Raw genomic sequence first — 23606 nt, forward strand, 5'->3', positions numbered from 1 at the left:
CTCTATTCTCAGTGAGGCGGTCTCTATTCTCAGTGAGGCGGTCTCTATTCTCAGTGAGGCGGTAGATATTTATCTAAAAAACAATTCCGTGAAGCCATAAGTGAGTACAATTTAAGGGAAATGCGCTGTTTTGGATGCACCGGGTACAACAAAAGCATAGGGCGTGGAGTTTATTCGCCAGGTTTATTGAGTTCTGCAGATAGCTTCAGTCTCTGAGTGCATTATAGGTATCATCGAAACTACTGTTAAGATGGTCAAAAATAGCCACCAGCTCAGGATCAAACTGCGTGCCTGCATTTCTAACAATTTCCTCCCTGGTTTTATTATGCGGCCAACCGTCTTTATAGGGCCGTTTGCTCCGCAAAGCATCATATACGTCAGCAATGGCAGTGATTCTTGCAGATAAAGGAATGTTTTCTCTCTCTAAGCCATGGGGATACCCCTTGCCATCAAAGCGTTCATGATGACTGAGGGTTATAGCGGCAGCAAGTTCAAGTTCATGATTTCCTTTTACAATATTATACCCCAGAATTGTATGATTTTTCATCTCATTAAACTCTTCCAGTGTGAGTTTTCTTCTGGCAAGCAATATAGAATCAAGTATACCAACTTTACCGATATCATGCATAGGTGCAAACACCTCTATATCATCGCAGTACTTTTGAGGCATTCCAAGCTTCTTTGCTATCATTTTGGAGAAAATACCAACTCGTCTCATGTGATTTCCGGTCTCATTGTCTCTTAGTTCTGCCATATCTGCGATAGTTCGGTATAGTTGTATTTTACATGTTGTTTCCCTTTCTCTGATGTTTGAGATATCGATTGGTAGGCCAATGATATTTTTTAGTTTTCTACTTTTATCATAAACTCCATTCACCATCAACCTCACCCAAAGAAGGGAACCATCCTTTTTTCTGTTTATTATCTCATTTTCCCAGGTACCAACATCCGGGTTTATAACAGCCCTCCAAAGGCTATCGAATATGGAAAAATATCCCTGTTCTGTATAGCCAAGATTGGTGTATACCTTCTTTCCTGGATTCAGAACATTTGGATTCTCACCAACAATTTCCTCTTTTGAATACCCGTACATATTTGTAAATGCCTTATTAATCTCCAGAATCTGCCCGTTTGAGTCGGTGATAATCATCGGTTGAGCCACTGACTGAATAGCACTGTAATATAGTGCAACCTCCTGCTCTACCTTTTTGCGTTTACTGACATCTTTACAAAAAGCCATCAGGCGCTTATCCGGCAATATTACACACGATATAGCCACCGGCAATTTGGAACCATCTTTTTTCACCACCTCTATTCGTTCTTTAAATACACCATTTTTAAGAAATTCCTCTCGATGTTGCACTGGCTCCGGAGAGTCTTTAGGTACTACATCAGGTATTTGCATCTTTAAAAGCTCGTTTTCACTAAACCCTAGCATTGAACAGGCGGCCGGATTAACCTCAGTAAACTGTCCTTCGGGGTTTGCTATAAAGATACCGTCGGGAGCATTTTCGAAATAAAGCCTCAGCTTTGATTCATTTTCTTTTAGTGCTTGCAACGACTCCATCTTCTCTATTGCCGATTCGAGAAAAGCTGCCAGCGTATCGATAAGCTCATGTTCGTGTCTGAGTGACATCTCACTTTTTGGAATAATTTCTTTATCAAGGTAGTGAATCTCTACAGCGCCAATAATTTTATTAAACACAATAAGATCTTTTTTTAAACAGTCACCGGTCTCATAAAATTTTTCTGTAGTAAACTCATAATCGTTGTACCGAATACGGGCAGCAGTATTTAGCGGGTTTTTCCAGGCAGAAGGCACAAGCTCTACTGCATGACGTAAAAAGTCGCGTATGCTTGAATTTCTTTCCTGCATCAGCCCTGAGAGCTTTACCAGCATATTCATTTCTTCTACATGGTTTTTTAAAGCAATCGCTTTTTCTTCCAGTATGCTCTCTACAAGCTTCTGTTCTGAAATATCAAACAAAAGTATTATACAGTGATCTTTACGCGGAGAACTTACCTCTACTCTAAACCATTTTCCAAAATCAATTTGTCGTTCAATTATTTTTTTTTGCTTGCCGGTAATACTGCTGAAAAGACCTAACCAATCGTACCTGCTGCTCTGAATTTCAGGTATTACCTTCGAAGCCACTCCCGAAAACATCTGCTCTCTTTTTAGATGGGTAATATTCTCAAAGGCTTTATTAACGTGTATAAATTTAAAATCACAGGGAATCCCCCGGTTATCATATACCAGTTTCAGGAAAGCATAGCCAAATGATGCCTCCTCGATCAGGTCTTTATACAAACTATCTTCAATAGCTGAAAACTCTACCTTCTCAGCACTACCCATTTTATACCTCATCTTTTGATCGCAGGCAAGCCCAATCCAAACCTATAAAAGGAAATTATATCAGAAAAGCAGCCTCTGAGCAAGGCTCAAATGTTGAAGTAAGGAGAAAAAGTAGGGTGTTATAGTAAAAAAGGGCTCTGCCCGGATGGAGCAGTGCCCTTTATAAGGCCTAAATATATCGTCGAGCAGTTTAAAGTATCCCGAAAACAACTTATTGATTCTCTTCAGGCTCCTCCGGAGTCATCTCATTATCATCCTCTTCTTCAGGGCTCATCTCTTCCATTATTTCTCTGCAAATATTCATCATTTCAGCCCTTTGCCTGATTATCTGCTGCATCTCCTGTGTACTCAGCTCCACCGTCACTTCCTCTACCTGATTTAAATCACTGTCAAATTTTACTATTCTGTTTCCAATGACCACCACAATTCCATCATCATCGGTAGGAATTACCTGAGGTTGCAACGTATGCATAGGACACATTCCCATCATCATCATACCCATCATTCTTTCATTATGTGCCTCATCATGCATCCCCGGCCCTCTTCTGGGATGGGCACCGTTATCATCTTCAGGTGAATGGGGATGTTGGGCAAATAAGGTAACTGCAGAAAACAACAGAACTGTTAAAGTATATAGTTTTTTTCTCATCTGATCCTCCCTAAACTAAAAGTTAACCAAAGAAAAAGTGAACAAGAGAAAAGCAAATCGCTTTTCAACCAACCCGTAGTATTTTGGCGTTAACTGCTACAATGATTGTACTAATGGACATCAGAGCAGCTCCCATGGCCGGGCTCAGAATAACCCCCAGATTGTAGAGCACCCCTGCGGCCAGTGGAATTGCTATTACATTGTAACCGGTTGCCCAGAAAAGATTTTGCACCATTTTTCTGTAGGAAGCCCTTGCAAGCTCAAGAATTGAAACCACATCACGGGGATCATTTCTCACCAATATTACATCAGCAGTCTCCGCTGCCACTTCCGTACCCGCACCAATGGCAATTCCTACATCTGCGGTTGCAAGTGCCGGTGCATCATTTATCCCATCTCCCACCATTGCAGTAAAAAGCCCTCTTCCCTGTACCTCTTTTACCTTCTCAACCTTCTCTTGAGGAAGAACTTCTGCAAAATATTCATCTATCCCCATCTCCCAGGCAGCCCATTGTGCGACCTTTTGATTATCCCCGGTTATCATAACCGTCTTTATGCCCATGGCTTTAAGTCTGGAAATAGCCTCTTTTGATTCCTCCCGAATGATATCCATAAGCGCTATTGCGCCTGTAACCTTCTCGTCTACAATTACAAATATAACCGTTTTTCCGCTCTCAAGAAGTTTTGAAACCCGACCCTTTTGGTAATCGTACCCCTTTTCTTTAACGTAAGCCGGGCTCACGGCCAGCACCTGTTTGCCCTCAACCATGCCCTGCGCGCCTCTTCCTGCTATAGCTCTGAACTCCGAAACAGCGAGTGTTTGCGCAGCGGATTCCACAATGGCTTTGGCAATAGGATGCTCCGAATGCGCTTCAACAGAAGCCGCCCAGAGAAGAAGCTTGTCACGATCAAAGCTTTCATCTAAAGACACGATATCGCTTACTCCAAATTTGCCTTCCGTAAGTGTACCCGTTTTATCAAAGAGCACCGCCTGAATGGAACGCGAAGATTCAAATGCAGGGCGTTTTTTTATTAATAGCCCCCTGGAAGCCGAAATGGAGGTGGAAACGGCTATCACCAGCGGTATTGCAAGACCAAGTGCATGCGGGCAGGCTATGACCATCACTGTCACTGTGCGCTCTATTGCAAATGCAAATTCAACACCTAATATAAGCCACACAACTAACGTTACAGCCCCACCAACAAGAGCAACTGCGGTGAGCCATACAGCCGCCCTGTTTGCCAAAAGTTGAGTTTTTGACTTCCCCTGCTGAGCTTGCTGCACAAGTTTTATCATCTGAGAGAGATAGGACTGTTCGCCGGTGCGGGTTACCATTACTTTTATCGCGCCTTCTCCATTGATAGAGCCCCCCACCACATCGCCATCTTTGCCTTTATAAACAGGTGTGGATTCTCCGGTAATCATCGCTTCATTGACCGATGATTCCCCCTCCACAACCGTACCATCAACAGGGATTTTTTCCCCGGGTTTAACCAGAACAGTATCCTGTGATTGTATCTCATCAACCCTGATATCCTCAACAGTACCATCGTTTTTGATTCTGTGCGCCACAGAGGGCATAAGCTTTACCAACGACTCAAGCGCCCGGGAAGCTCCTGAGATCGATCTCATTTCAAGCCAGTGCCCAAGAAGCATAATTGTGATAAGAGTGGCAAGTTCCCAGTAAAGCACTTCACCGGGGAGCCCGAAGGTAACAGCTGCACTATATACAAAAGCTACTGTGATTGCCAGGGCAATAAGAGTCATCATCCCAAAATCACGTGTTTTTACCTCTCTTACTATACCCACAAGAAACGGTTTTCCGCCATAGAAGTAAAGAAATGCCGAGAGGATAAAGAGTACAAGCTGATCTCCTGGAAAGCGTAACTGCTCACGAAGCCCCAAAAACTGCTGAATCATAGGAGATAGCAAAAGGATTGGTATCGTAATAATCAAAGCTACCCAGAATCGACGCCTGAATTCTTTTACCATCCCGCTGTGATAGTCACCATGGGCACCTTCATGTGATTCCCTATGGCTTTCGTGATTTGTATGTCCCTGGTCTGAGTGTCCTTGCATAATAGCCCCATACGAGTATTTGAAAAATGCTCTAATTTTTAGATGTGCAAGAACCAGACCATTAACATTATTCTAAGTGTCACACCGACAATCGCTGAGGCTCCCAAAAGAGACGTGGCAGTAGTGCCTTAAAAATGGAAGGGTACTGTTTCAGTGAAAAACAAACTTAAGCTCTCCTAAGCAGTTTACCCTGAACATGACTCAGGTTTGTCCTGTGTTGTTATCACTAAACAACTGCTCTGGACTTTTCCCCCGCCGCGCATAGAGGATTCTTAAAAGCTCTATAAGTAACGTATTGTTTTGAGCAGAACGTTTTTGCAGCAGAGGCAGAAGGTTTTCAATTCGTTCAAGAATTTCATTACGCTGATCCCAGGCTTTATCAATAAAAGCGATCAGTCTTCCTGCAGTAATATTTTTAAGCGGCGGAGTATCAAGGTGTAACTCCTCCAATAAGCCCATCACTTTACCCGAATATGGAAGTGGTACAAAGGGAACACCCTGCAATGCAGCAAAAATGAGGAAATGAAGGCGCATACCGACCACAAATTTGAGGTCTTTTATGATCGTCATAATCTGCCCTGGTGAGTACTCAGCATCAAGAACACTCACATTCTGAGGCCATACCATCTTAGTAATAACAGCATAGGATTGATGGAGATCAACTGCTGTTTTACGCTCCATTGGAATGAATACTATATGAGCATTATACCTGTCGATCATGTAATCCGCGGCATTTGCTATGATTTCATGATAATGTTCCTCTTTTATGTCCGGCGCAGCTTTTCCCGGCTCTCTCACCGACATACCGAAAAGCATTCTCCCTTTTCCTATTCCAGACTGTGAAAGGAAGTTGATCTGCACCTTTTCAGGTTCTAAAAGCAGAGCCGGATCTGCAGTTACAATGATCTCTCTATGAACACCAATTTCCTCCAGCAAACGTAAAGATGGCTTATCTCTCACCGTCACTACCGCAGCAATATCCAACACCTCCTTTACCAGTTGTTGGGCGGCTGGTGTTTTAAGCGGTCCTGCTCCAACCGCATACACCATAACCGGAATACCTTTCTTATAGGCAATCTGTGCTTCACGCAAATATTTATGAACATCAACATCGTACAGTATACCCCCGCCTCCAACTATAAAGACGTCCAGCCTTTGGACCTCAACTTCAGCTTCCCTGCGACTCATAGTTCTGATTGCAACAGCCCTATCAACCTTGTGACGATTCATGGTATCTCCGGGGTCACGGGAAAACACCACAATCTCAGCCTTAACCTTTTTTCTAATCTGGTTGATCATGGACTGAAGAATCGCCTCATCGCCCATGTTATTACCACCATATGAGCCACTGATACCAATTCTTACCACTTTTGATTCATCCATGTGAACTCTCCGATTCTACGTATTAACGCGATGTGGAACGTATCCCGGTCGCGACCTCTCCCCCTGCGGTTCTCTTCCCTTCAAGCTCAAGTTCCTCAGGAGTTTGCTCCAGTTCGCCCAATACCTGACCCTTAATCAGCAGTTCTCTTTGTAGGTCGCTATAGGAGATATCCTGAACGATTGAATCAGTCTTATCTATTGCCATAGCAGCAGCGACACCAGCGGATTGCCCCATGATCATATATACCGATTCCATTCGAATTGAGCAGTAAGCAATATGGGAAGCAGAAATACAAATTGAGACAAGCAAATTTCTGCACTCAGATCTTTTTGGCCTTAAAGCACGGTAAGATATACCGTAAGGTGAAATCAACCCCACTTCAAAATTACCCTCATTCATCGCTCTGCCGGATTTTACTACCCTTTTACAATTATGAGAATCCATCTTAAATGAAGCCATACCGATGGGATCATCTGCCTTGATTTTGCCAAAAGCATTGTGTTCTGTAATGATATAATCTGAGCGCATTCTTCGAGCCTCTCTGACATAGAGCTGAGGAGGCCAGTTATCAGTTTCGGTAAATTCATCACCTGCAAGCCCCCATTCATTTGCAGCCTTGCGCACTCTCCTTGGGATTCTCAAATCATTGCATAAAAACCAAAACAAACCTTTTTGGTAGTGTATATGGTCCTGATATATAAGCTCGCGCACCTCATAGTTGCCATCAGGCCAAAGGTAATTTCCCCCCACGTTGTCGCTGTTAACGGCTCCCCAGCTATTGTGATCAGCTTTGTTGTTTGGTATAGGAATCGAGAGGTTAAAGACATCAAATATTCCTGCATCAATATATCTACGTAACAATTCGTAGCGCTCAACATCGTACTCTTTGGGTTTTGGAAAAAGTACCTTCTTTTTTTCATCTTTTGTGATACACAGACGAAAATTATACGCTTGTGTAAGTTTATCCCCCTCTCCATTGTGCCCAAAGGGCATGGAACTAATGCCGGGTAACAGTCCACTATTGTGATCTCCTGGTACACGGTACGGATCTACAAATCGCAGGAAATTATGGTGATCTGATCCATAGTGAATTCCACTGAAATGCTCATCGTACTCTTCGTTTCCCTCTCTGCCGATGGTATAACTCACCCCTGCCCGTGCCATCAAATCACCCTCGTAGGTGGCATCAACAAACACTTTGGCCCTGAATCTACTCCCGTCCTCTGTGATTAATGTACTGATACGCCTGTCAGCGCTCATTTCAACCTTATAAAGCACCTGTTGCCTGTATAACCCAATTGAATATTTTTCGATCCAGTCACTGAAAACCTTGCTGGCAACTTTAGGTTCAAAAAACCAGCGTTCACCGTCCCCGTAGTAGTTACCGAGTTCTTTGTGAAACTCAAGAGTTAGTCCACCTATTGAACTCTTATCCCCAATATCAGTTGCGCTGAGTCCCGATGTGGTCATTCCACCTATAAATTTGCCAAACTCCACGATCGATACACTTTTTCCCATACGCGCGGCTTCAACGGCACACACTATTCCACTGGAAGTTGCTCCGTACACACAAACATCGGACTGAACATCTTCGGGTTTTCTCCCCTTAATTAGCGGGTAGTAATATCTGTTTAACATATTAAAGTAATCCATTTAGATTTCAATTCTTTTGGTTCTTAGCTTCTTTAAAGCAAACTATATACCCCAATACCGCCTTAGTGGGTATACCAAAGTACCTGTTAGATTATTATATGCAGAAACATGGCCATTCTTTATTAAGCCACTGATATGGTTTCAATTGAAAAGATCAGTTGTGGCCAAAAGTGCCCACGGAAAAATGATCAAAACCTAAAAGTCAGCTGCCATTTATCCTTTAAGTGCTTATATTATTCACTGTATAGATTCGTTTTTTAGCCGCTTTAATAGGAGGTATTTTATGAAGTTTAAGAAACTATGCTTGACAGTAAGTTTGTTTCTTTTTCTAAACGTTACAAATGTAATGGCGAATATTGACTTTAGTCTTGTTGGCTACGGTACTACTACAGGATCTACCGATGAGAGAAACCGAAGCAACAATAGTGTCCACCAAACGGTTACTGGTGGGCAGGGAAGCAATCCTCAAGTAGTATCGTATGGTGAAGATATCGAGAGTGCAATGGAGAGTGGAGACTACGATGATGGAATGATTCTATACATCGACGACCCACAACACCTTCAGTCTGCACTGTTAGGAATAATGAGATACCATCGAAGCGGCAGCAATGCTCCCCCCCATCCACCGGTTACTTTTTACATTACCGGTGAACTTACTCCCCACGGAGTCAGTGAATTTAGAATTGAAGATTCAGAAAATATATCGATTATTGGTGATGGTGATAAAGGGGTTCTTAACGGTATTGGTATAAGGGTGATAAGAAGTAGTAATGTTATCATTCGTAATTTAAATATTTTTAATGTAAGAGCGGGTGAAGCAACAGGGTTAGAGATAGCCTATTCCAATAACTTATGGATAGATCGCAACCACTTTCATAGTGAACCGATAACCTATAACCCTGATGGTTCAGTCAATGATGATGATGAATTTAAAGAAAAATATGATGAATTATTATCAATCAAACACTCCTCGAATGCCATTACTGTTTCGTGGAACATTTTTGAACATCATTATAAAGGCATACTGGTAGGTCACAGTGACAGCCCAAGCGCAGCCCCAGACAACATAACTTTTCATCATAATATGTTCTATGAAATTAACACGCGTGTACCTCTTAACCGATACGCTACAACCCATATGTTCAACAATGTTTTTGAAGACATCCCCGGCTCAGCAATCAACAGCAGAGAAGGGGCTCAGGTTAGAATCGAACGTAATGTATTCAGAAACGTTGGCTCCGGAAATGTAGACAACCAGGGCGGTTATATACAGGGGCCAGTGGGTTGGTGGTATGGAAGCGGTACCGGATACTGGCATTTAATTGATAACATTATTGAAGATAGTCCCGTTGATGACAAGGTTTGGGAAAACGAACTATCATCTACTGACGTTCCGTATAGTTATGAGCACATTCTGGATAGAGTCGAAGATGTTGAAGGTATTGTAAGAGAACACGCAGGCAGATCATTTGAAGCCGCAACAGATGACCCTCTTGAGTACTACAGCCTTACCCTAAGCACTACTGGTAATGGAAGCGTTAGAGCAGAGCCACAACGCACCTCTTTTGCTGAAGGAACCATAGTAACTATTACAGCCAACCCCGAGCCCGGCTGGGCTCTTACAAATTGGAGTGGTGATGTTGGTGGTTCTGGAAATTCTATAACAGTTGCTATGGATGGTGATAAATCCATTACAGCTAACTTTTCCGAAAGTGATGTTCCGGTTTTTGAGCTGACTGTGAATGTAAATGGAGATGGAACAGTAAACCCTTCATCGGGCATTTTCGAACAGGGCGATGAAGTTGAACTTTCTGCACTGCCCCGCTCCGGATGGGTATTTGAATCATGGAGTGGAGATATCGAAGGGACAAGTGGTTTTACAACAATTACTATGGACAGCGATAAAACAGTTACGGCTAATTTTATCGAAGGCTCTTCGGGTGATGTTAAACCTGTTGGGTCTTTTGTTACAGAACCTCTGACTTCGGCAGATTTTAATGAAAGAGCCTTTTACATGTTTATAAATAGGAGTAATGGTAAGGCAATCGATATCCAGAACAGAAGTATAGAAAATGATGCAAGCATTATAACTGCGGAGATTGAAGATGCAATCCCACAGTTATGGCGGGTAGAATTTGAAGAGAACAATTTTAATATTATCAATGCTCATACCGATAAGGTGATGCGTGATGCTGGCTCAGATGTACGACAGGAGCGAGATGGATCCAGTGGTACCCATTACTGGGATATTCAGCATGTGGAAGATAGCTACTTTAAACTGACAAACGAAGGCAGAGGTAGTGTTTTGACTGCCAGTGGCGAAAATGTAATAGGAGCTGATGATAATAACAGTTCAGAGCAGCAGTGGCAAATACTTAGGGTCACCGCTTCCTCCGTTGAACCTGATTTTAGCATCCAGGGGTTTGCGACAGTTGGAGAGGGTACTACAGGCGGAGAAGGAGGCGAGGTTGTAACTGTTTCCACGGCTGAAGACCTTATTTACTACATGCAGCATGAAGATCCTTATATCATTCTTATAGATGGTGAAATTGTACTGGGAGAAGGTGATGCACACCGTCCTCAACATAATATGCACAGTATTGCCCCTAATAAAACACTCTTTGGTCTCGAAGGCGCAAAAATTAGGGGTGGTGGTTTAAACATTAGAGGTACAAGAAATGATGGAGTAGGTGAAGTAACCAGAACAAATATCATTATCAGAAATATTAGATTTACCGGTGGAGCTCCTGATGACTATATCAATATTGAACATGGAGCAACGCATGTGTGGATCGATCACAATACCTTTGAAGGTCCGGCTGATGATGGTATTATAGATATCAAACGAGAGGCAAGCTATATTACTATTTCATGGAATGTGATTCATGATCATCACAAAACGATGTTGCTGGGACATGATGAAAGTCACACCCATGACAGAGGTTTTTTAAAAGTTACTTATCATCATAATTACATTTACAATTCTGAGTCAAGGCACCCCCGGATGCGTTTTGGAGAAGCTCATCTGTTTAATAACTACTTTGAAGATATTGGTTCCTATGTAATGGGTCCGGGCATAGAAGCTCAGATCATTTCCGAGAATAACCATGTGTGGAATTCTGGTCGTTTCACGGACTGGTATCACGAAACTGGTATTGTACTTGAACGTGGTCAGGGGAGCTTAATCAATCGCATAAACCATGATCACGATCCAAGAATTAAAACCGGAGAACCTGATTGGGCACCTGAGGACTACTACTCCTACACCCTAAACTCAGCACTGAGTGTTAGGGATATGGTAACCAGATATGCCGGAGCCGGTATTGTAAGCTATGACGACGAAACTACTTCAGTGCAAAATATTCATAGCAGAAATCTTAGCGGTAAAAACGGTGTATTTGCTATCACCGGTACGAATCACTTTAGCCCTGTTACCGAAATCAGATACAATCTGGATGAACCAGCACAGGTCAATATTCAGCTATTGAATGCAAGAGGTCAAAATTTATCAACGTTTTCGAGGTATTTACCAACTGGTACACATACGCATTCGATCAGTATGTCCAACTTCTCTTCAGGGGTGTACTTTTTGAGGATGAAAGCGGGAAATGAAGTCACGGTTCAAAGGCTTATACGTTAGTGTGTTAATGTGTACTATTGTTTGCTTTAACAGTAACCCCATGCAGATGATCTGCAATGGGGTTATTTTCTTTTTTTATATGCAACTCTGTATACCTCAGTTACTCACCAGTACCTTTTCTTTTTGACTTACCGATTGTTTCTTTGTTTCAGTTTTGGTCATTGTAATATTAAAGAATCCAAAAACAGCAACCACCAAAGGAGTCAACCAGCAAACAAATGCATAAGGGAAATACGCAAGAGGGCTCACAGCCAATACAGAGTACATAAAAACCCCACTACTATTCCAGGATATGAGTGGAGCGGTCAATGTCCCTCCCCCTTCAAGTGCTCTTGAAAGGTTTTCCATCTTAAGATTTAATTTCTTATACGCCTGCTCATACATCTGCCCCGGAATGATAACAGCAAGATACTGATTAGCACCGAAGATATTAATAAATACTGAAGTAACCAGAGTAGTCAGTACCAGACTACCGGCTTTGTTAACAAGTGATGACATTTTATCGACCAGAGATTTTAACATATTACAATGGTTCATAATACCACCAAACGATAATGCCATTATGGCGAGGGCTACCACTGAATACATACTTTCCATACCACCTCTGGAAAGTAAATTGTCCATCTCCTCCCAGCCGGTAGAAATTGAGAACCCATCATATAGAATAGTAAAAAATTCACCAGAGCTTTGCCCCTGAACAGTAACCATCATGACACCACCCAAAACAACCCCAGCGACCAAACTTGGTATTGCAGGTATTTTAAACACTATAAGTGTAATTACTGCTACCGGAGGAATCAAAAGCCAAAAGGAGAGCTTGAAATTCTCCCTTATCAGTTCCTGATATTGATTCATATGTTCCGTATTTGCAGCACCCTCAGAAAGAATAAAACCAAGGACTGTAAACATTATTAAGGCAAGAATAAAACTTGGTATTGTTGTATAGAGCATATGCTTTATATGGACATAAAGATCGAGGCCTAAAACAGAGGGGGTAAGATTTGTTGAATCGGACAAGGGAGAGAGTTTGTCACCAAAAAAGGCCCCGGAAACAACGGCTCCTGCTACTGCCGGAGCAGGAATACCTAATCCCTGACCTATCCCAATAGCTGCAACCCCGATTGTACCTGCAGTAGTCCAGGAACTACCGGTTACAACTGACATTATACTGCATATAATAAGTATTGATGGTAAAAACCAGGCCGGCACTAAAACATTAAACCCATAATACATCATTGCCGGCACGATTCCACTGGCGATCCAAACCCCAATAATCATACCTATAATAAGGAGTATAATCAGGGAAGGTATTGCTCGTGCAATGCTTCTGGTGAATCCATTGCTTATGGTTTCCCAGCTATAGCCGTAAACTATTGCTGTTAAACCGGCCGCTACAGCACCAAAAAACAACGGTATATGAGGTTGTGCATCATAGACGAAAACTGACAACCCAAGAGAAACACCTACTACCAAAACTGGTATCAAAGCAACTTTTGCTGGAGGAGTTACTTTTTTTGAAGTCAAAATGAACCTCTTTTCACACTTACATTATTTGTATTTTGGTTGTAATTCAAACTTTGAAGATAGTATAATGAGTGATGAAGTTCAATAGAAGAGCCGTAGCTTCAGTAGAGAACCTACAGCGAAAGTTTATACTAAAGAAACATTTACCATTGCCGATTCATCTCTTCCATTTGAGATAAAATTCTGGCAATATTTTGAGTCGTCGTATCTAAATGTAATCTTGCTTCGGGGGTATCAACATCAATTAAATCAACTAAGGTCTTAAAATAGTTCTTTCTTAGCTGTGAATATTCCAGTAATTTCCTCAAGTGGTTTTGTAACTGTTCAGGATAGTTGGCAGTAAGCAAGTCAGAAATAATCTCCTCATTTCTCTGCCACAAGAATATCCCTTCATCATGAATTCTCTCTTTATTTAGCCTTAGTTGCTCCTGATTTATGTGTAACGATATGTCTTTTTCAAAAGCCCACAAAGTTTTCTTTTCATTGGATGAAAACTCGTACATTGCAGCTTCATATCTGCCCAAAGTATCTGAAACGGAGCTTAGCCCAATAATGAGTGAGGTACAGAAAAACACTCCCAGGATGATATAGGTAAAAACAGGGTTAATTTTTTTTACTCTATCAAGAGAATAGATGGCTCCAATGGTCCCCCCACTGATTAAACCACCTAAGTGCGCAACATGATCAATACCTTCCAGTCTGATCGCATAAATGACGTTGTAAAAAATGAAAAACCCGGCACTTAACGCCATATTTTTCATTGTAGCAGAGGGTATGGAAATCCTTTTCAGTATAAGTTGAATACCAAGCACCCCAATGATACCGAAAATAGCTCCCGAAGCACCTACAGAGACGATATTCTCGTTAAATATAAGACTGAATACACTGGATAAGGTTCCCGAAAAAATGTAGGCGAGAATGAATCTTTTTTTTCCTATGGCTTTTTCGAGTACAGAACCAATATAGATTAGAATGTAAATGTTGAATGCGAGATGAATGATACCTGAATGCAAAAAAACAGAGGTGATGAGTCTCCAGGGTTCTCCGCCTATCGTTAAACTTCTTAAGTTACCACCCCAGCGAATCAATGAGTCAACCTCAGTGTCAAAGAGATTGCCCCCCGAAGCAACCATCAACAGGAACACCAGGCTATTTACATAAATCAAAAGTGGGGTAAACAGATAGGTTTTACCGGGAAAAAGCCCCCTGAAGGTAACATTATATTCGTTACCAATTTCCTTATTATTCTCTGGTGGCTTTTCCATACCGATTTTTCCCTTTTATTCGGAGATACCGATAATCAAAAAAACTGCTTTTTTCGATTTATCAGGGCACTGTTTCAGTTTTTTCTTCTGTTTTAACACTCTTTGTCATATTAATAGACTTAACCTCAGCAATGACTTCAGCTATATTAAGTACATGATCTTTTACTCGCCTGTAGCTATTGAGCATATCTGAGAAAACAGTACTTAACATAGGGTCAGATTTTTCTTCTGCAAGCCTGGAGAGATGACGGTTTCGCAGATCTCTAAATTTATCTGTAATATAATCACCATTAGGAAGCACTTTGGGGAAGTTCTTCGGACCTGCGGCATATGAAGTATTTACGTTATCAAAGTATTCGGCGACTAAATCATGCAGTTCCAAAAGATCCTCTCTCATAACCTGAGACAGTTCAATACCATTATTACTTAACCTCAGATAAAGTTTAAGAATGGTTGTGACATAATCACTGAGGGTTTCATACTCATCAGCCATACGCATCTGTTTTTGAGCTTCTTCAGAAAGACTCAGTGGTACATTTCCATCCAGAACCTCTGTTAAAAAAGCCATGACTTCTTTTTGTATATTATCCAGCACTTCTTCATGATGAAATATCTCGTCGATGGTAGCCTTATCAGCTTTGGAAGTGCTTAATATCTGCCGCAGAGAGTCGACCATTTCCCGATTCACTCTACCCATTATAACAATCTCTTTTCTTGATTGTTCTATTGCAATAATAGGGGTCTCAATGCTTCGAATGTCCAGATTGGTAAGCTGAGGTTTTTCTCCAGAGGATTTGTCGGGAACGTATTTTGTCAAAAATTTTACCATAGCAGGCAAAAGAGGAATAAATATGGCAGTAGAGATAATGTTGAATATCGTATGGGAAGCGGCGATAGCAGCCTGTATATAAGGATAAGTCTCAGCTCCATCCACCATAACAATTGTATTTGGATCGTTACCAACAACAGAGTGAATAAGTCTCATGTAGGGATGAAAAAGTATAGTTATCCAGAAAACACCAACCATCTTAATTACGATATGACTGTAAGCAGCACGTTTGGCGTTGGTAGTAGTACCGAGAGAGGCAAGGAATGCAGTAATTGTTGTACCGATATTTTCACCCAGCACAAGAGCGGCAGCACTTTCAAAGCCAATAATCCCTGTTGAAGCAAGCATCATGGTGATAGCCAGTGTTGCAGAAGAGGATTGCACAATCAGGGTAAGGATACATCCAACCAGAATACACTTAAATATGCCCCAGTAGGTGTCAGCAGAAAACATGTGAAACCAGCGAACAAATTCCGGTAAATCGCGAATGGGTGCAAGGCCATCGTTCATTAGCTGCAGACCGAAAAAGATCATTCCCACACCCATTATGGTCATACCCAGGTAGCGGATTTTCTCCTGTTTTGAAAACAGAAAAACCAACGCCGATACCCCAACTAAAGGCAAACCATATTGTCCCACAGCCAAAACAACGATCCACCCCGTAATAGTAGTCCCAATATTTGAGCCCATAATTACACCGATTGCCTGTTTCAGGGTCATAAGCCCCGAATTCACGAACCCAACCACCATCACCGTAGTAATACTGCTGGACTGAACGATTGCTGTAACGGCTGTACCAACCCCTATTGCCATTATACGATTATTGGTCACCATCCCTATCAAACCACGTAAACGGTTTCCCGCTACAGTTTGAAGGCCGTCCGACATATATCTCATTCCAAGAAGAAAAATGCCCAGACCACCAATAACACCAAACACCATCGCCATTATGACAGAGTTATCCATGTCTTTCTCCGTTAGGGGTAATTACATAACCAATAAGTATAAACGAGGGGGTTAAACCTGATTGCAGATATCTATTTTGAACAAGTGTTTTCATGAGGAGATTTAAAATAACTATTGAACTTTTACTGAACAAATCTTTTCTGCAAATGCTGTTTTCTCTTGGTTCAATATAAGGGTACAAATTAAGGGCAGGCCAGCTTTTTTGAATTGTACCAATTCTTTTAAAAACAGTGGGTTGAAGCAATACGCCGTTATAATAATAATTAGTTTCCATAGAGCTAAAAAATAACTCTCACTACTGTTTTGGAGCCAATTTATTGTAGTTATAACTAAAAAACTGGTACCTATATTACTTGATAGGTATAGTATCATATATGAGCTCCCTGCAGAACGGATTCAATTCATACTATACACGTCCCAAAACCTACTGTATCAGTGCAAAAAAAATGTCTGGGGGTACTACATCCTTTGCCTCTCAACATCTATCAATATCTGCATCATTTCCTTCCATAGCTCATACTCATTAATACTTTCAAAAAAGGATATTTGTTTATAAGACCGACGGTAATACCATTTAACACCAAGTCCCAGAATGAATTCTACTGTTTCACTGCAGCCAATTTCAATAGCCGATGTTAAAAACCTCTGTTGAGCGGATTCATTATTGAAGAACCCATTTTGGGGATCAATTATTTCTCTAATCCACTCCCTGGCCTCCTCATTTTCTAGTATTCTATATATATGGAGCTTATTGAATCCAGTTTGTTCCAAAATTCTTCTCTTATCCCAACCCACTTGCATCAGAGTTTGATTTAAATGTTTGTTGGAGTTTGCATAATAAGCCCCGACCATACGGTAGCTATCGAAGAATCCCTCCCCCGGTTCAACACCGCCCTCAAGGATCTCTACGGCAATTGCATTCGCCCCATGTGCAATTGCTCTCTTTAAACTTTGCTCAGAAAAATAAACCTCCTCAAATCTTTCATACTCATCCCTGAACATACTATCAATAACTTTGGTAGCATTGCTCCTTATGCCTTTATAAATAGCTGTTACAGAGTCAAAAACAGTGACATCGTCAAAGACATCCTCATTTTTCTTATAAAAGCCAGGTACACTGTCGGGCTGAATTTGTTCAAATAGTAATTTTGAGAGTTTTACGTTATCTGAACTTATTGCTTTGTTTAAAAGATTAATCCTGTTATGATGGTCCAGGGTAATGACTCCCTTTTCGACCAAATATTCTAATACTTTTGTACGTTTACTGATCACTGCAAGATCATAAAAGAAACAGTTTCTTTGCTGGCGGCATGAATTGTTCATACGTTTAAAAGACGCTGTATTATACAGCATTGAAGCTATTTCGATGTTTTCATTGAAAATAGCCCAAAACATTGGAACTCGCCACTGCCTATTGAAAGGATAAGCCCACTGGTCATCCCACCCTGATTCAATCAACCATTGTACAATTTCGGTGCTGTTGTTTTTTGCAGCCCATGTCAGAAGCATCGAAAGAGGGAACTGTGATGCATTCTTTAAACTCATTTGCCTGATAGCTTCTATAAACTGGTCATAATCATTTTCATAAACTGCGATGTAGACTTCTACCACTTCGTCGCAAACGTCTAAATCATTTTTAAGGAGAATGACAAAAGCTTCCGGGTTAAAGTACTCAAGCGCCGTGCAGTACGCAAAATACTTTTCTTCCACTGTTCTTTCTCCAAGAGAAAAATTTTTCATATTAAATGCAAGTGCTCTCTTTTTTTCACTGCTTAAAGGAGGATAGTACTCTAAAATGTTAAAGTCCGTCTCAGTAGTAATCTCCTTATCTTTACCGTTTTGACTATTTATACTTTTTATAATTTGCCCGTAGTAGTGATAGATATATTCTTTTCTATCCTTATGAAGACCAGTAGATATAAGCAGGTCAACTAAGCCCTTTCGATCAACCGATGCAGCTAAAGCCGTTAGATGCCCGGGGTGTGGCAATTGTTGTTTTTTTTCTACAAAAGTTTGTATATACTCAAATGATTTCTCCTGAAATATTTTTTCGAAAATAGAGACAACACGATCATTTGGAAAAAATCCATCATAAGCAGATTTTTCGGAAATTATTTCAGCAATATCTTCGGGATTATCTGAAGCAAATGCCATTTTGAAATTCTGATCATTAAAGAGATCGGCAGTACCGGGAAACAGTTTTTCTCTTTTCCCTTCCATATCTATCCACTCTTCTATGGTGGTACCCGGTTCGATTTCGGAAATTTCAGCATTGTCGGGAATAACTGCAGATAAATCAGCACCAAACAGAAGTAATATTCGGGCCATTTCGTAACTGTCGTTAATAAGTGCGAGTGTTAAAGGCGAAAGTTCTTCGGGGATCAACGTACATTCAATATCAGCTCCGTACAGTAGCAGATAAAACGCACTTATATAAAAGCCTCTCCTTGAGCAGTAACTTATATAAGACTCTTCAAGCCCATCGCTATTTATAATAAAACCGGAAGGATTATATCCTCCTTGTAATATCGTTTTAACCCCATCCGGTGCGTTTTGTCTAAGAAAGCTTTCCATCAGCTCCTTTTCTCTTTTTTCCTTTAATCCCTCTGGGGCGCCATATTCCCGAAACATAACATCTAACTTCTCAAAATCATCAAATAAGTGTTGATTATCAATAAATATTTCGTACAACGTTAAATCTGAATTTGGTAATCCACTATTTGGATCTGCCCCTTTTTCTAATAAATACTTTACCATTTCATACCTATTATATTCAGGTTTTTCGAAAAATAAGGCACTAAAAAGTAATGAATAGTGGTAATTACTATAATAGTTTACTATTTCAGGATTTTTTCGAAAGAGGTAATCCAACAACCAAACCATCTCTGATTTTAGAGCATAATGAGCATATTTTAACTGCTCATCTATACAATTTTCAATAATATAGGAGTGATTTTCTGTTATGTATTTAGAAAGCGCACTGTCTTTTTTAAGTGCAACTTCAAAAAAAGAACCTTCACTCTCTATAAATTCCTGAGTGAGGTGTTTGTGTAAAGGCAATGTGGCTATCTGATCAAGAGTCTCTTTAGCATTATTATACATTCCCATGTACATGTAAGCTTGTAAGTTTAAAAGATATTTTAACTGATCATAAACTCCATATCTTTTGTTCATAAACTGAGTGACCCAAACAGTTGGGTCATTTTTTAACATATAATTACTAATATCTTCTGCTGACAGTTGTTCAAAAAGATCATATTTAACAAATACCTCAATCATTGCGTTGGTAGCGTAATCAAAAGAAGACATTAAAAAGAGGTTAGGATCCCCATTTTCATCTAATGGTAAAACTTCTTCTTGTATGAGTTTCTCAACAATACCTGTTCTATTTGCCTTTAAAGCCTTGTCGAGATATGTTAAACCCTGTTTATCTAACAACTCAGAAGCTCCATTTTCAAACCAAAGATCAAATATTTCTTCAGCCTTTATACTCCAGGCAATTACATAGAAAACAAATGGTTCCAGATAATAATCCATTGAGAATTCTTTTGGACCTGATTGATGATTAAGTGGTAATAATCTGTAGGATAAATCTAACTCCCTTATTGTCCCAAACCCAAAGGGGTGATCTGCTCTTAAACCATTCTTTAAAGCGTAATTTAGAAAATCCTCATTTTTTGGTAAAAACAGTCGTATATCTGAGACGATCGTTTCTCCGTAATCAGAAAACGTAAATCCATTTTCGACAAGTCCAGAAAGCAATCTTTTATCTTTGTACTTGAATGCAGTTTTTACAAAGTAATCGACATAACGATCTAACCCAAACTCCTCCCGGTAAGTTTCAGAATCAAATACTTGTGAATTAGCTACAATATAGAGCGCCCTTTTTTTGTTAATTATCCAATCCAAATCATCAAATGCAACTTCTCTGAGATGATCAAAGGCCATGGTAATCATTTTTTCATTACCTGATGCTAAAATTATATCAAGCATAGTAAAACCCATATCAGTAGGACTTATAAAACATCGCCCCTGTGAACTATACTCTTTAATGTAATCAATATCATTTTCAATAATAGCCTTTATTGCTTTTTCACTATTCGGGGACAGGTTCTCCACAGTTTTTAGGTCATGGGAAAGTAATTGTAAAATAACTCCATACGTCTCCCCTTTTTTAAACATCAGGTCATCTAAATCAAAACAAAATTCGAGCATTTCTAATCTGGCTGTATCTCCTTCTTCCATTACTAATTCTAAGAGATATGGATTGGTAATTTTGTGTTCTTTTGGTCGTTGATCAAACACATTTGCTAATACAAATTCAGATACTCTTTCTTCCCCGGTAGTAATCATTACACTAATGATATATTCATTAAATAACCCGGAGTTATAATTGTAGAGTTTTTCAATGAAAAATCCACAATCAAAAGCAATAGCCAGTATTGTCAGATCATATAATTCTTTGATAAATTCATAGTTAGGATCTGATTCATCGGAATCAAGTGACAATTTTTTTGAAGAAGTGATCTCTTCATTAAATTGTAACACCTTTATTAAATTTTGTTCAATAACAGAAGTGTCATTGAGCATAATTGCATTGAGCAAATCATTCAACTCATCAAGGTATTCCATAACCGATCGATATTCAACAATATCGATCATCCTATTCTCATATAGAAGTGGGATCAGATATCCTCTGTTTTCTTCCAAAACCTCTTTATTCGCTGGATGAGTTGAAAGCACAAACAGTCCATAGTCGTTTTCCTCCCAGTTTTTGAAGGTTTTCAAATCAGCACTGTGACCTGAGTCTAAAAGAGTTGCTATTATGAGTATATGCAGCTCATCTCCTATCAGATTTGGATGATTGATCAATCTATTTTTTGTTCCATCACCATCTTTATAAAACTCCGGTGGGCTGTAACCTGATTTCAACAGCTGAAGAAACTGTGCGTACTTCTTCCTATTAAGCGTCTCAAACATCACCTCTTCGGAAAGGCCCAGATCAAACAGGTGAGAAATGGTATCGTGGTAATGTTGATTGAGCGTTTCATCGTCTCTGTCTAAAAGGGCGACAAAAAGCTCATCTCGTTCATGAGAAGTAAGTGTATCAAGCCCTAAAGAGAGCGACACTTTTTGAGAATGAGTTGGGGAACAGGAATAGAGGGCTGCGTAGATAAGAAGTATTACAATCAGTTTAAAGAGTAGTATTCGATGTTTCATTAGTATCCCTGGGATAACTTACTACAAAATAGCTTCAAATGGTGCTAAGAACCCCTTTTATAGTAATCAGAATGAATATAGTAAGTTTATTGGCTCATAAAATAGTTTAGAACATACTTGTACGCATGAACTTCTAACGGCGAAGCCAGAAATGAAGCCAGTTAAACTGTTTAAAAAAAAGATGGTTTTTACAGTAGTTACAAAGATCAGCAGATAGCTCAAATAAACGGAGCTCTTCCAGGGAAGGCAGGATAAGGGGTGGAGGAAAATTGCTTAAACATCTATTGCATCAGTTGAGCTGCCCTAAAATGTGCTCAATATCTTCACCTCTGCATAACTCTGTTCCGGGAGTCATAACCGTTGCAGCTCCAGCTGCAATACCATACTTGATCGCATTTTCGATGTTATAACCTTCGCTTAAGCCATAAACAATACCTGCTGTCATACTATCTCCAGCTCCAACTCTGCTCACCACCTCTACCTTCGGTGATTGCGATCTGATATGTGTGTCTTTATTTACCAACAGAGCTCCATCGGCACCCAACGACAAAACCACATTCTCAATCATTCCCTTATCAACTAAAGACTTTGCTGCCAGAAGTTGCTCCTCTTCTCTATAAATGTTCCTGCCATAAATTTCTGTAAGTTCTTTTAAATTGGGTTTAAGCAGAAAAACATTCGATTCCACTACCTTTTTTAGCGGTGCTCCTGAAGTATCCACAATACAGCGTACACCTTTTTGAGAAACACTCTGCACAATCTCAAAATAAAAGTCTTCGGGCATCTTTGGCGGGAGACTTCCGCTTAGCACAAGATAATCCCCTTGTTCGACATAATTTACTATGGTAGTAAATGTTTGCTCTATTTCATCATCAGACATATCGGGACCGGGCAAATTGAAACGCAGCATATTTCCCGTAGCTCTCTCTTTTACCATGTAATCTTCTCTGGTCAAACCAGCAATATCCATGGGTAAGTATCGTATATTCTCCTCTTTGAGCATTCTTGAGATCATCTGCCCCAATTCCCCTCCGCGGGTAAACAGTGCATGAGAAACCTTCCCTAAACGGCTCAGTACTCGCGATACATTGATTCCACCTCCGCCAGGATGACGTACCGGTATTGTGCTTCTAAGCTTACGCTCGGGAACAATTTGTTCAATCTCAAAATGTACATCGACTGTGGGGTTAACAGTTACTGTTACTACTCGACTCATCACTTGTCCTTTTATTATTTGAGATAAACCTTTTTATGCAAAGTGAAAAAGCAACAAGCAGGCCAAATAATTTGATTGCAGGTACTTTTTTTGCAGTACGTACTCTTAAAAAAACACCATTGGGCTTAAAATAGATGGATACAAACAGATCATACCTAACATCCCGACCTCACCCCTGGCATGGTGTTGAAAATGGGGAGCATGCACCAAAAATCGTAAACGCATTCATAGAAATGACCCCCTTTGATCATGTGAAATTGGAAATCAATAAAGAAAATGGCTACCTTTTTATCGATCGCCCCCAACTGATGTCTTCTCTCCCACCAACGCCGTATGGAATCATTCCACGAACACTATGTGCTAAAGAAGTCGCCAAGCTTATGGATGGAGCAAATAAGGGTGATATGGACCCGCTCGATATTTGTATCTTCAGCGAACGTGCTATTCCAAGAGGCGATGTTTTCCTCAAAGCTAAAGTCATAGGAGGAATACCAATGTTGGATAAGGGTTTGGCTGATGATAAGATCATTGCTGTTTTGGAGAATGATCCTCTTTGGGGAGATGTTGAAGATATTAAAGAACTTCCCGGTAAACTGATCAAACGTCAAACACACTATTTCACCACCTATAAAACCATACCCGGTGAAAAAACTACCGTAAGTGTAGGTAACCCTTATGGAGCAGACCATGCCAGAAGCGTAATCAGAGCGGCTATTGTTGATTACTATAACTTTTTTGGTTTAAAAAGATAAAACGGATGCTCCCCTTCTTTTGCTCAGAATTCAGCGTGGATAGTGGATACACCCACTGGCAGGACATTGTTT

The 23606-nt window shown here is 40.3% G+C and carries 12 protein-coding genes; 2 read left to right on the forward strand and 10 right to left on the reverse strand.

Annotated features, from left to right (window positions below; translation table 11 throughout):
• Nucleotides 1-205: 205 nt before the first annotated feature.
• The 5 genes from QA601_16675 to QA601_16695 form a co-directional block, all read right to left on the reverse strand.
• A complete protein-coding gene (locus QA601_16675; GenBank protein ID MDG5816734.1) occupies nucleotides 206-2356 on the reverse strand; it encodes a PAS domain S-box protein in 2151 nt (716 codons plus the stop codon).
• Nucleotides 2357-2567: 211 nt separating this feature from the next.
• The gene (locus QA601_16680) at nucleotides 2568-3005 is read right to left on the reverse strand and encodes a hypothetical protein (protein MDG5816735.1); all 438 of its coding nucleotides are present in this window, start codon (nucleotides 3003-3005) and stop codon (nucleotides 2568-2570) included.
• 64 nt (nucleotides 3006-3069) lie between these two features.
• Nucleotides 3070-5085 (reverse strand): heavy metal translocating P-type ATPase, encoded by a 2016-nt coding sequence (locus QA601_16685; GenBank protein ID MDG5816736.1) that lies wholly within the window; start codon nucleotides 5083-5085, stop codon nucleotides 3070-3072.
• Nucleotides 5086-5286: 201 nt separating this feature from the next.
• Nucleotides 5287-6468 carry a polysaccharide pyruvyl transferase family protein gene (locus QA601_16690; GenBank protein ID MDG5816737.1) on the reverse strand — a complete coding sequence of 394 codons (1182 nt, stop codon included), beginning with the start codon at nucleotides 6466-6468 and terminating at the stop codon, nucleotides 5287-5289.
• A 22-nt stretch (nucleotides 6469-6490) separates the two neighbouring features.
• The gene (locus QA601_16695; protein MDG5816738.1) at nucleotides 6491-8107 is read right to left on the reverse strand and encodes an FAD-dependent oxidoreductase; all 1617 of its coding nucleotides are present in this window, start codon (nucleotides 8105-8107) and stop codon (nucleotides 6491-6493) included.
• 298 nt (nucleotides 8108-8405) lie between these two features.
• Between QA601_16695 and QA601_16700 the strand changes: the two genes are divergently transcribed.
• Nucleotides 8406-11762: an RICIN domain-containing protein gene (locus tag QA601_16700; protein ID MDG5816739.1), complete on the forward strand. Its 3357-nt coding sequence runs from the start codon at nucleotides 8406-8408 to the stop codon at nucleotides 11760-11762.
• Nucleotides 11763-11858: 96 nt separating this feature from the next.
• Here QA601_16700 and nhaC read toward each other — a convergent pair whose 3' ends face one another.
• The 5 genes from nhaC to QA601_16725 all read right to left on the reverse strand — a co-directional run bounded on the left by nhaC (nucleotide 11859) and on the right by QA601_16725 (nucleotide 22782).
• Nucleotides 11859-13286 carry a Na+/H+ antiporter NhaC gene (gene nhaC, locus QA601_16705; GenBank protein ID MDG5816740.1) on the reverse strand — a complete coding sequence of 476 codons (1428 nt, stop codon included), beginning with the start codon at nucleotides 13284-13286 and terminating at the stop codon, nucleotides 11859-11861.
• A gap of 143 nt (nucleotides 13287-13429) precedes the next feature.
• Nucleotides 13430-14551 (reverse strand): rhomboid family intramembrane serine protease, encoded by a 1122-nt coding sequence (locus QA601_16710; protein ID MDG5816741.1) that lies wholly within the window; start codon nucleotides 14549-14551, stop codon nucleotides 13430-13432.
• Between the two features lie 61 nt (nucleotides 14552-14612).
• Nucleotides 14613-16346 carry a Na/Pi cotransporter family protein gene (locus tag QA601_16715; GenBank protein ID MDG5816742.1) on the reverse strand — a complete coding sequence of 578 codons (1734 nt, stop codon included), beginning with the start codon at nucleotides 16344-16346 and terminating at the stop codon, nucleotides 14613-14615.
• 459 nt (nucleotides 16347-16805) lie between these two features.
• On the reverse strand, nucleotides 16806-21566 hold the full coding sequence (locus QA601_16720) for an ankyrin repeat domain-containing protein (protein ID MDG5816743.1): 4761 nt from the start codon (nucleotides 21564-21566) through the stop codon (nucleotides 16806-16808).
• A 289-nt stretch (nucleotides 21567-21855) separates the two neighbouring features.
• A complete protein-coding gene (locus tag QA601_16725; GenBank protein ID MDG5816744.1) occupies nucleotides 21856-22782 on the reverse strand; it encodes a 1-phosphofructokinase family hexose kinase in 927 nt (308 codons plus the stop codon).
• Nucleotides 22783-22916: 134 nt separating this feature from the next.
• Between QA601_16725 and QA601_16730 the strand changes: the two genes are divergently transcribed.
• Complete coding sequence (locus tag QA601_16730) at nucleotides 22917-23534, forward strand: inorganic pyrophosphatase (protein MDG5816745.1); 618 nt, start codon at nucleotides 22917-22919, stop codon at nucleotides 23532-23534.
• Nucleotides 23535-23606: the final 72 nt, after the last annotated feature.

This window comes from Chitinispirillales bacterium ANBcel5, assembly GCA_029688955.1.
In the GTDB taxonomy this organism is placed as follows: Bacteria; Fibrobacterota; Chitinivibrionia; order Chitinivibrionales; family Chitinispirillaceae; genus Cellulosispirillum; species Cellulosispirillum alkaliphilum.

Bases quoted from the DNA above. Each gene is read 5' to 3' on its own strand.
- QA601_16680 (MDG5816735.1), bottom strand. From the start codon at position 3,005: ATGAGAAAAAAACTATATACTTTAACAGTTCTGTTGTTTTCTGCAGTT.
- QA601_16690 (MDG5816737.1), bottom strand. From the start codon at position 6,468: ATGGATGAATCAAAAGTGGTAAGAATTGGTATCAGTGGCTCATATGGT.
- QA601_16695 (MDG5816738.1), bottom strand. From the start codon at position 8,107: ATGTTAAACAGATATTACTACCCGCTAATTAAGGGGAGAAAACCCGAA.
- QA601_16710 (MDG5816741.1), bottom strand. From the start codon at position 14,551: ATGGAAAAGCCACCAGAGAATAATAAGGAAATTGGTAACGAATATAAT.
- QA601_16715 (MDG5816742.1), bottom strand. From the start codon at position 16,346: ATGGATAACTCTGTCATAATGGCGATGGTGTTTGGTGTTATTGGTGGT.
- QA601_16675 (MDG5816734.1), bottom strand. From the start codon at position 2,356: ATGGGTAGTGCTGAGAAGGTAGAGTTTTCAGCTATTGAAGATAGTTTG.
- QA601_16725 (MDG5816744.1), bottom strand. From the start codon at position 22,782: ATGAGTCGAGTAGTAACAGTAACTGTTAACCCCACAGTCGATGTACAT.
- QA601_16720 (MDG5816743.1), bottom strand. From the start codon at position 21,566: ATGAAACATCGAATACTACTCTTTAAACTGATTGTAATACTTCTTATC.
- QA601_16730 (MDG5816745.1), top strand. From the start codon at position 22,917: ATGGATACAAACAGATCATACCTAACATCCCGACCTCACCCCTGGCAT.
- QA601_16685 (MDG5816736.1), bottom strand. From the start codon at position 5,085: ATGCAAGGACACTCAGACCAGGGACATACAAATCACGAAAGCCATAGG.
- QA601_16700 (MDG5816739.1), top strand. From the start codon at position 8,406: ATGAAGTTTAAGAAACTATGCTTGACAGTAAGTTTGTTTCTTTTTCTA.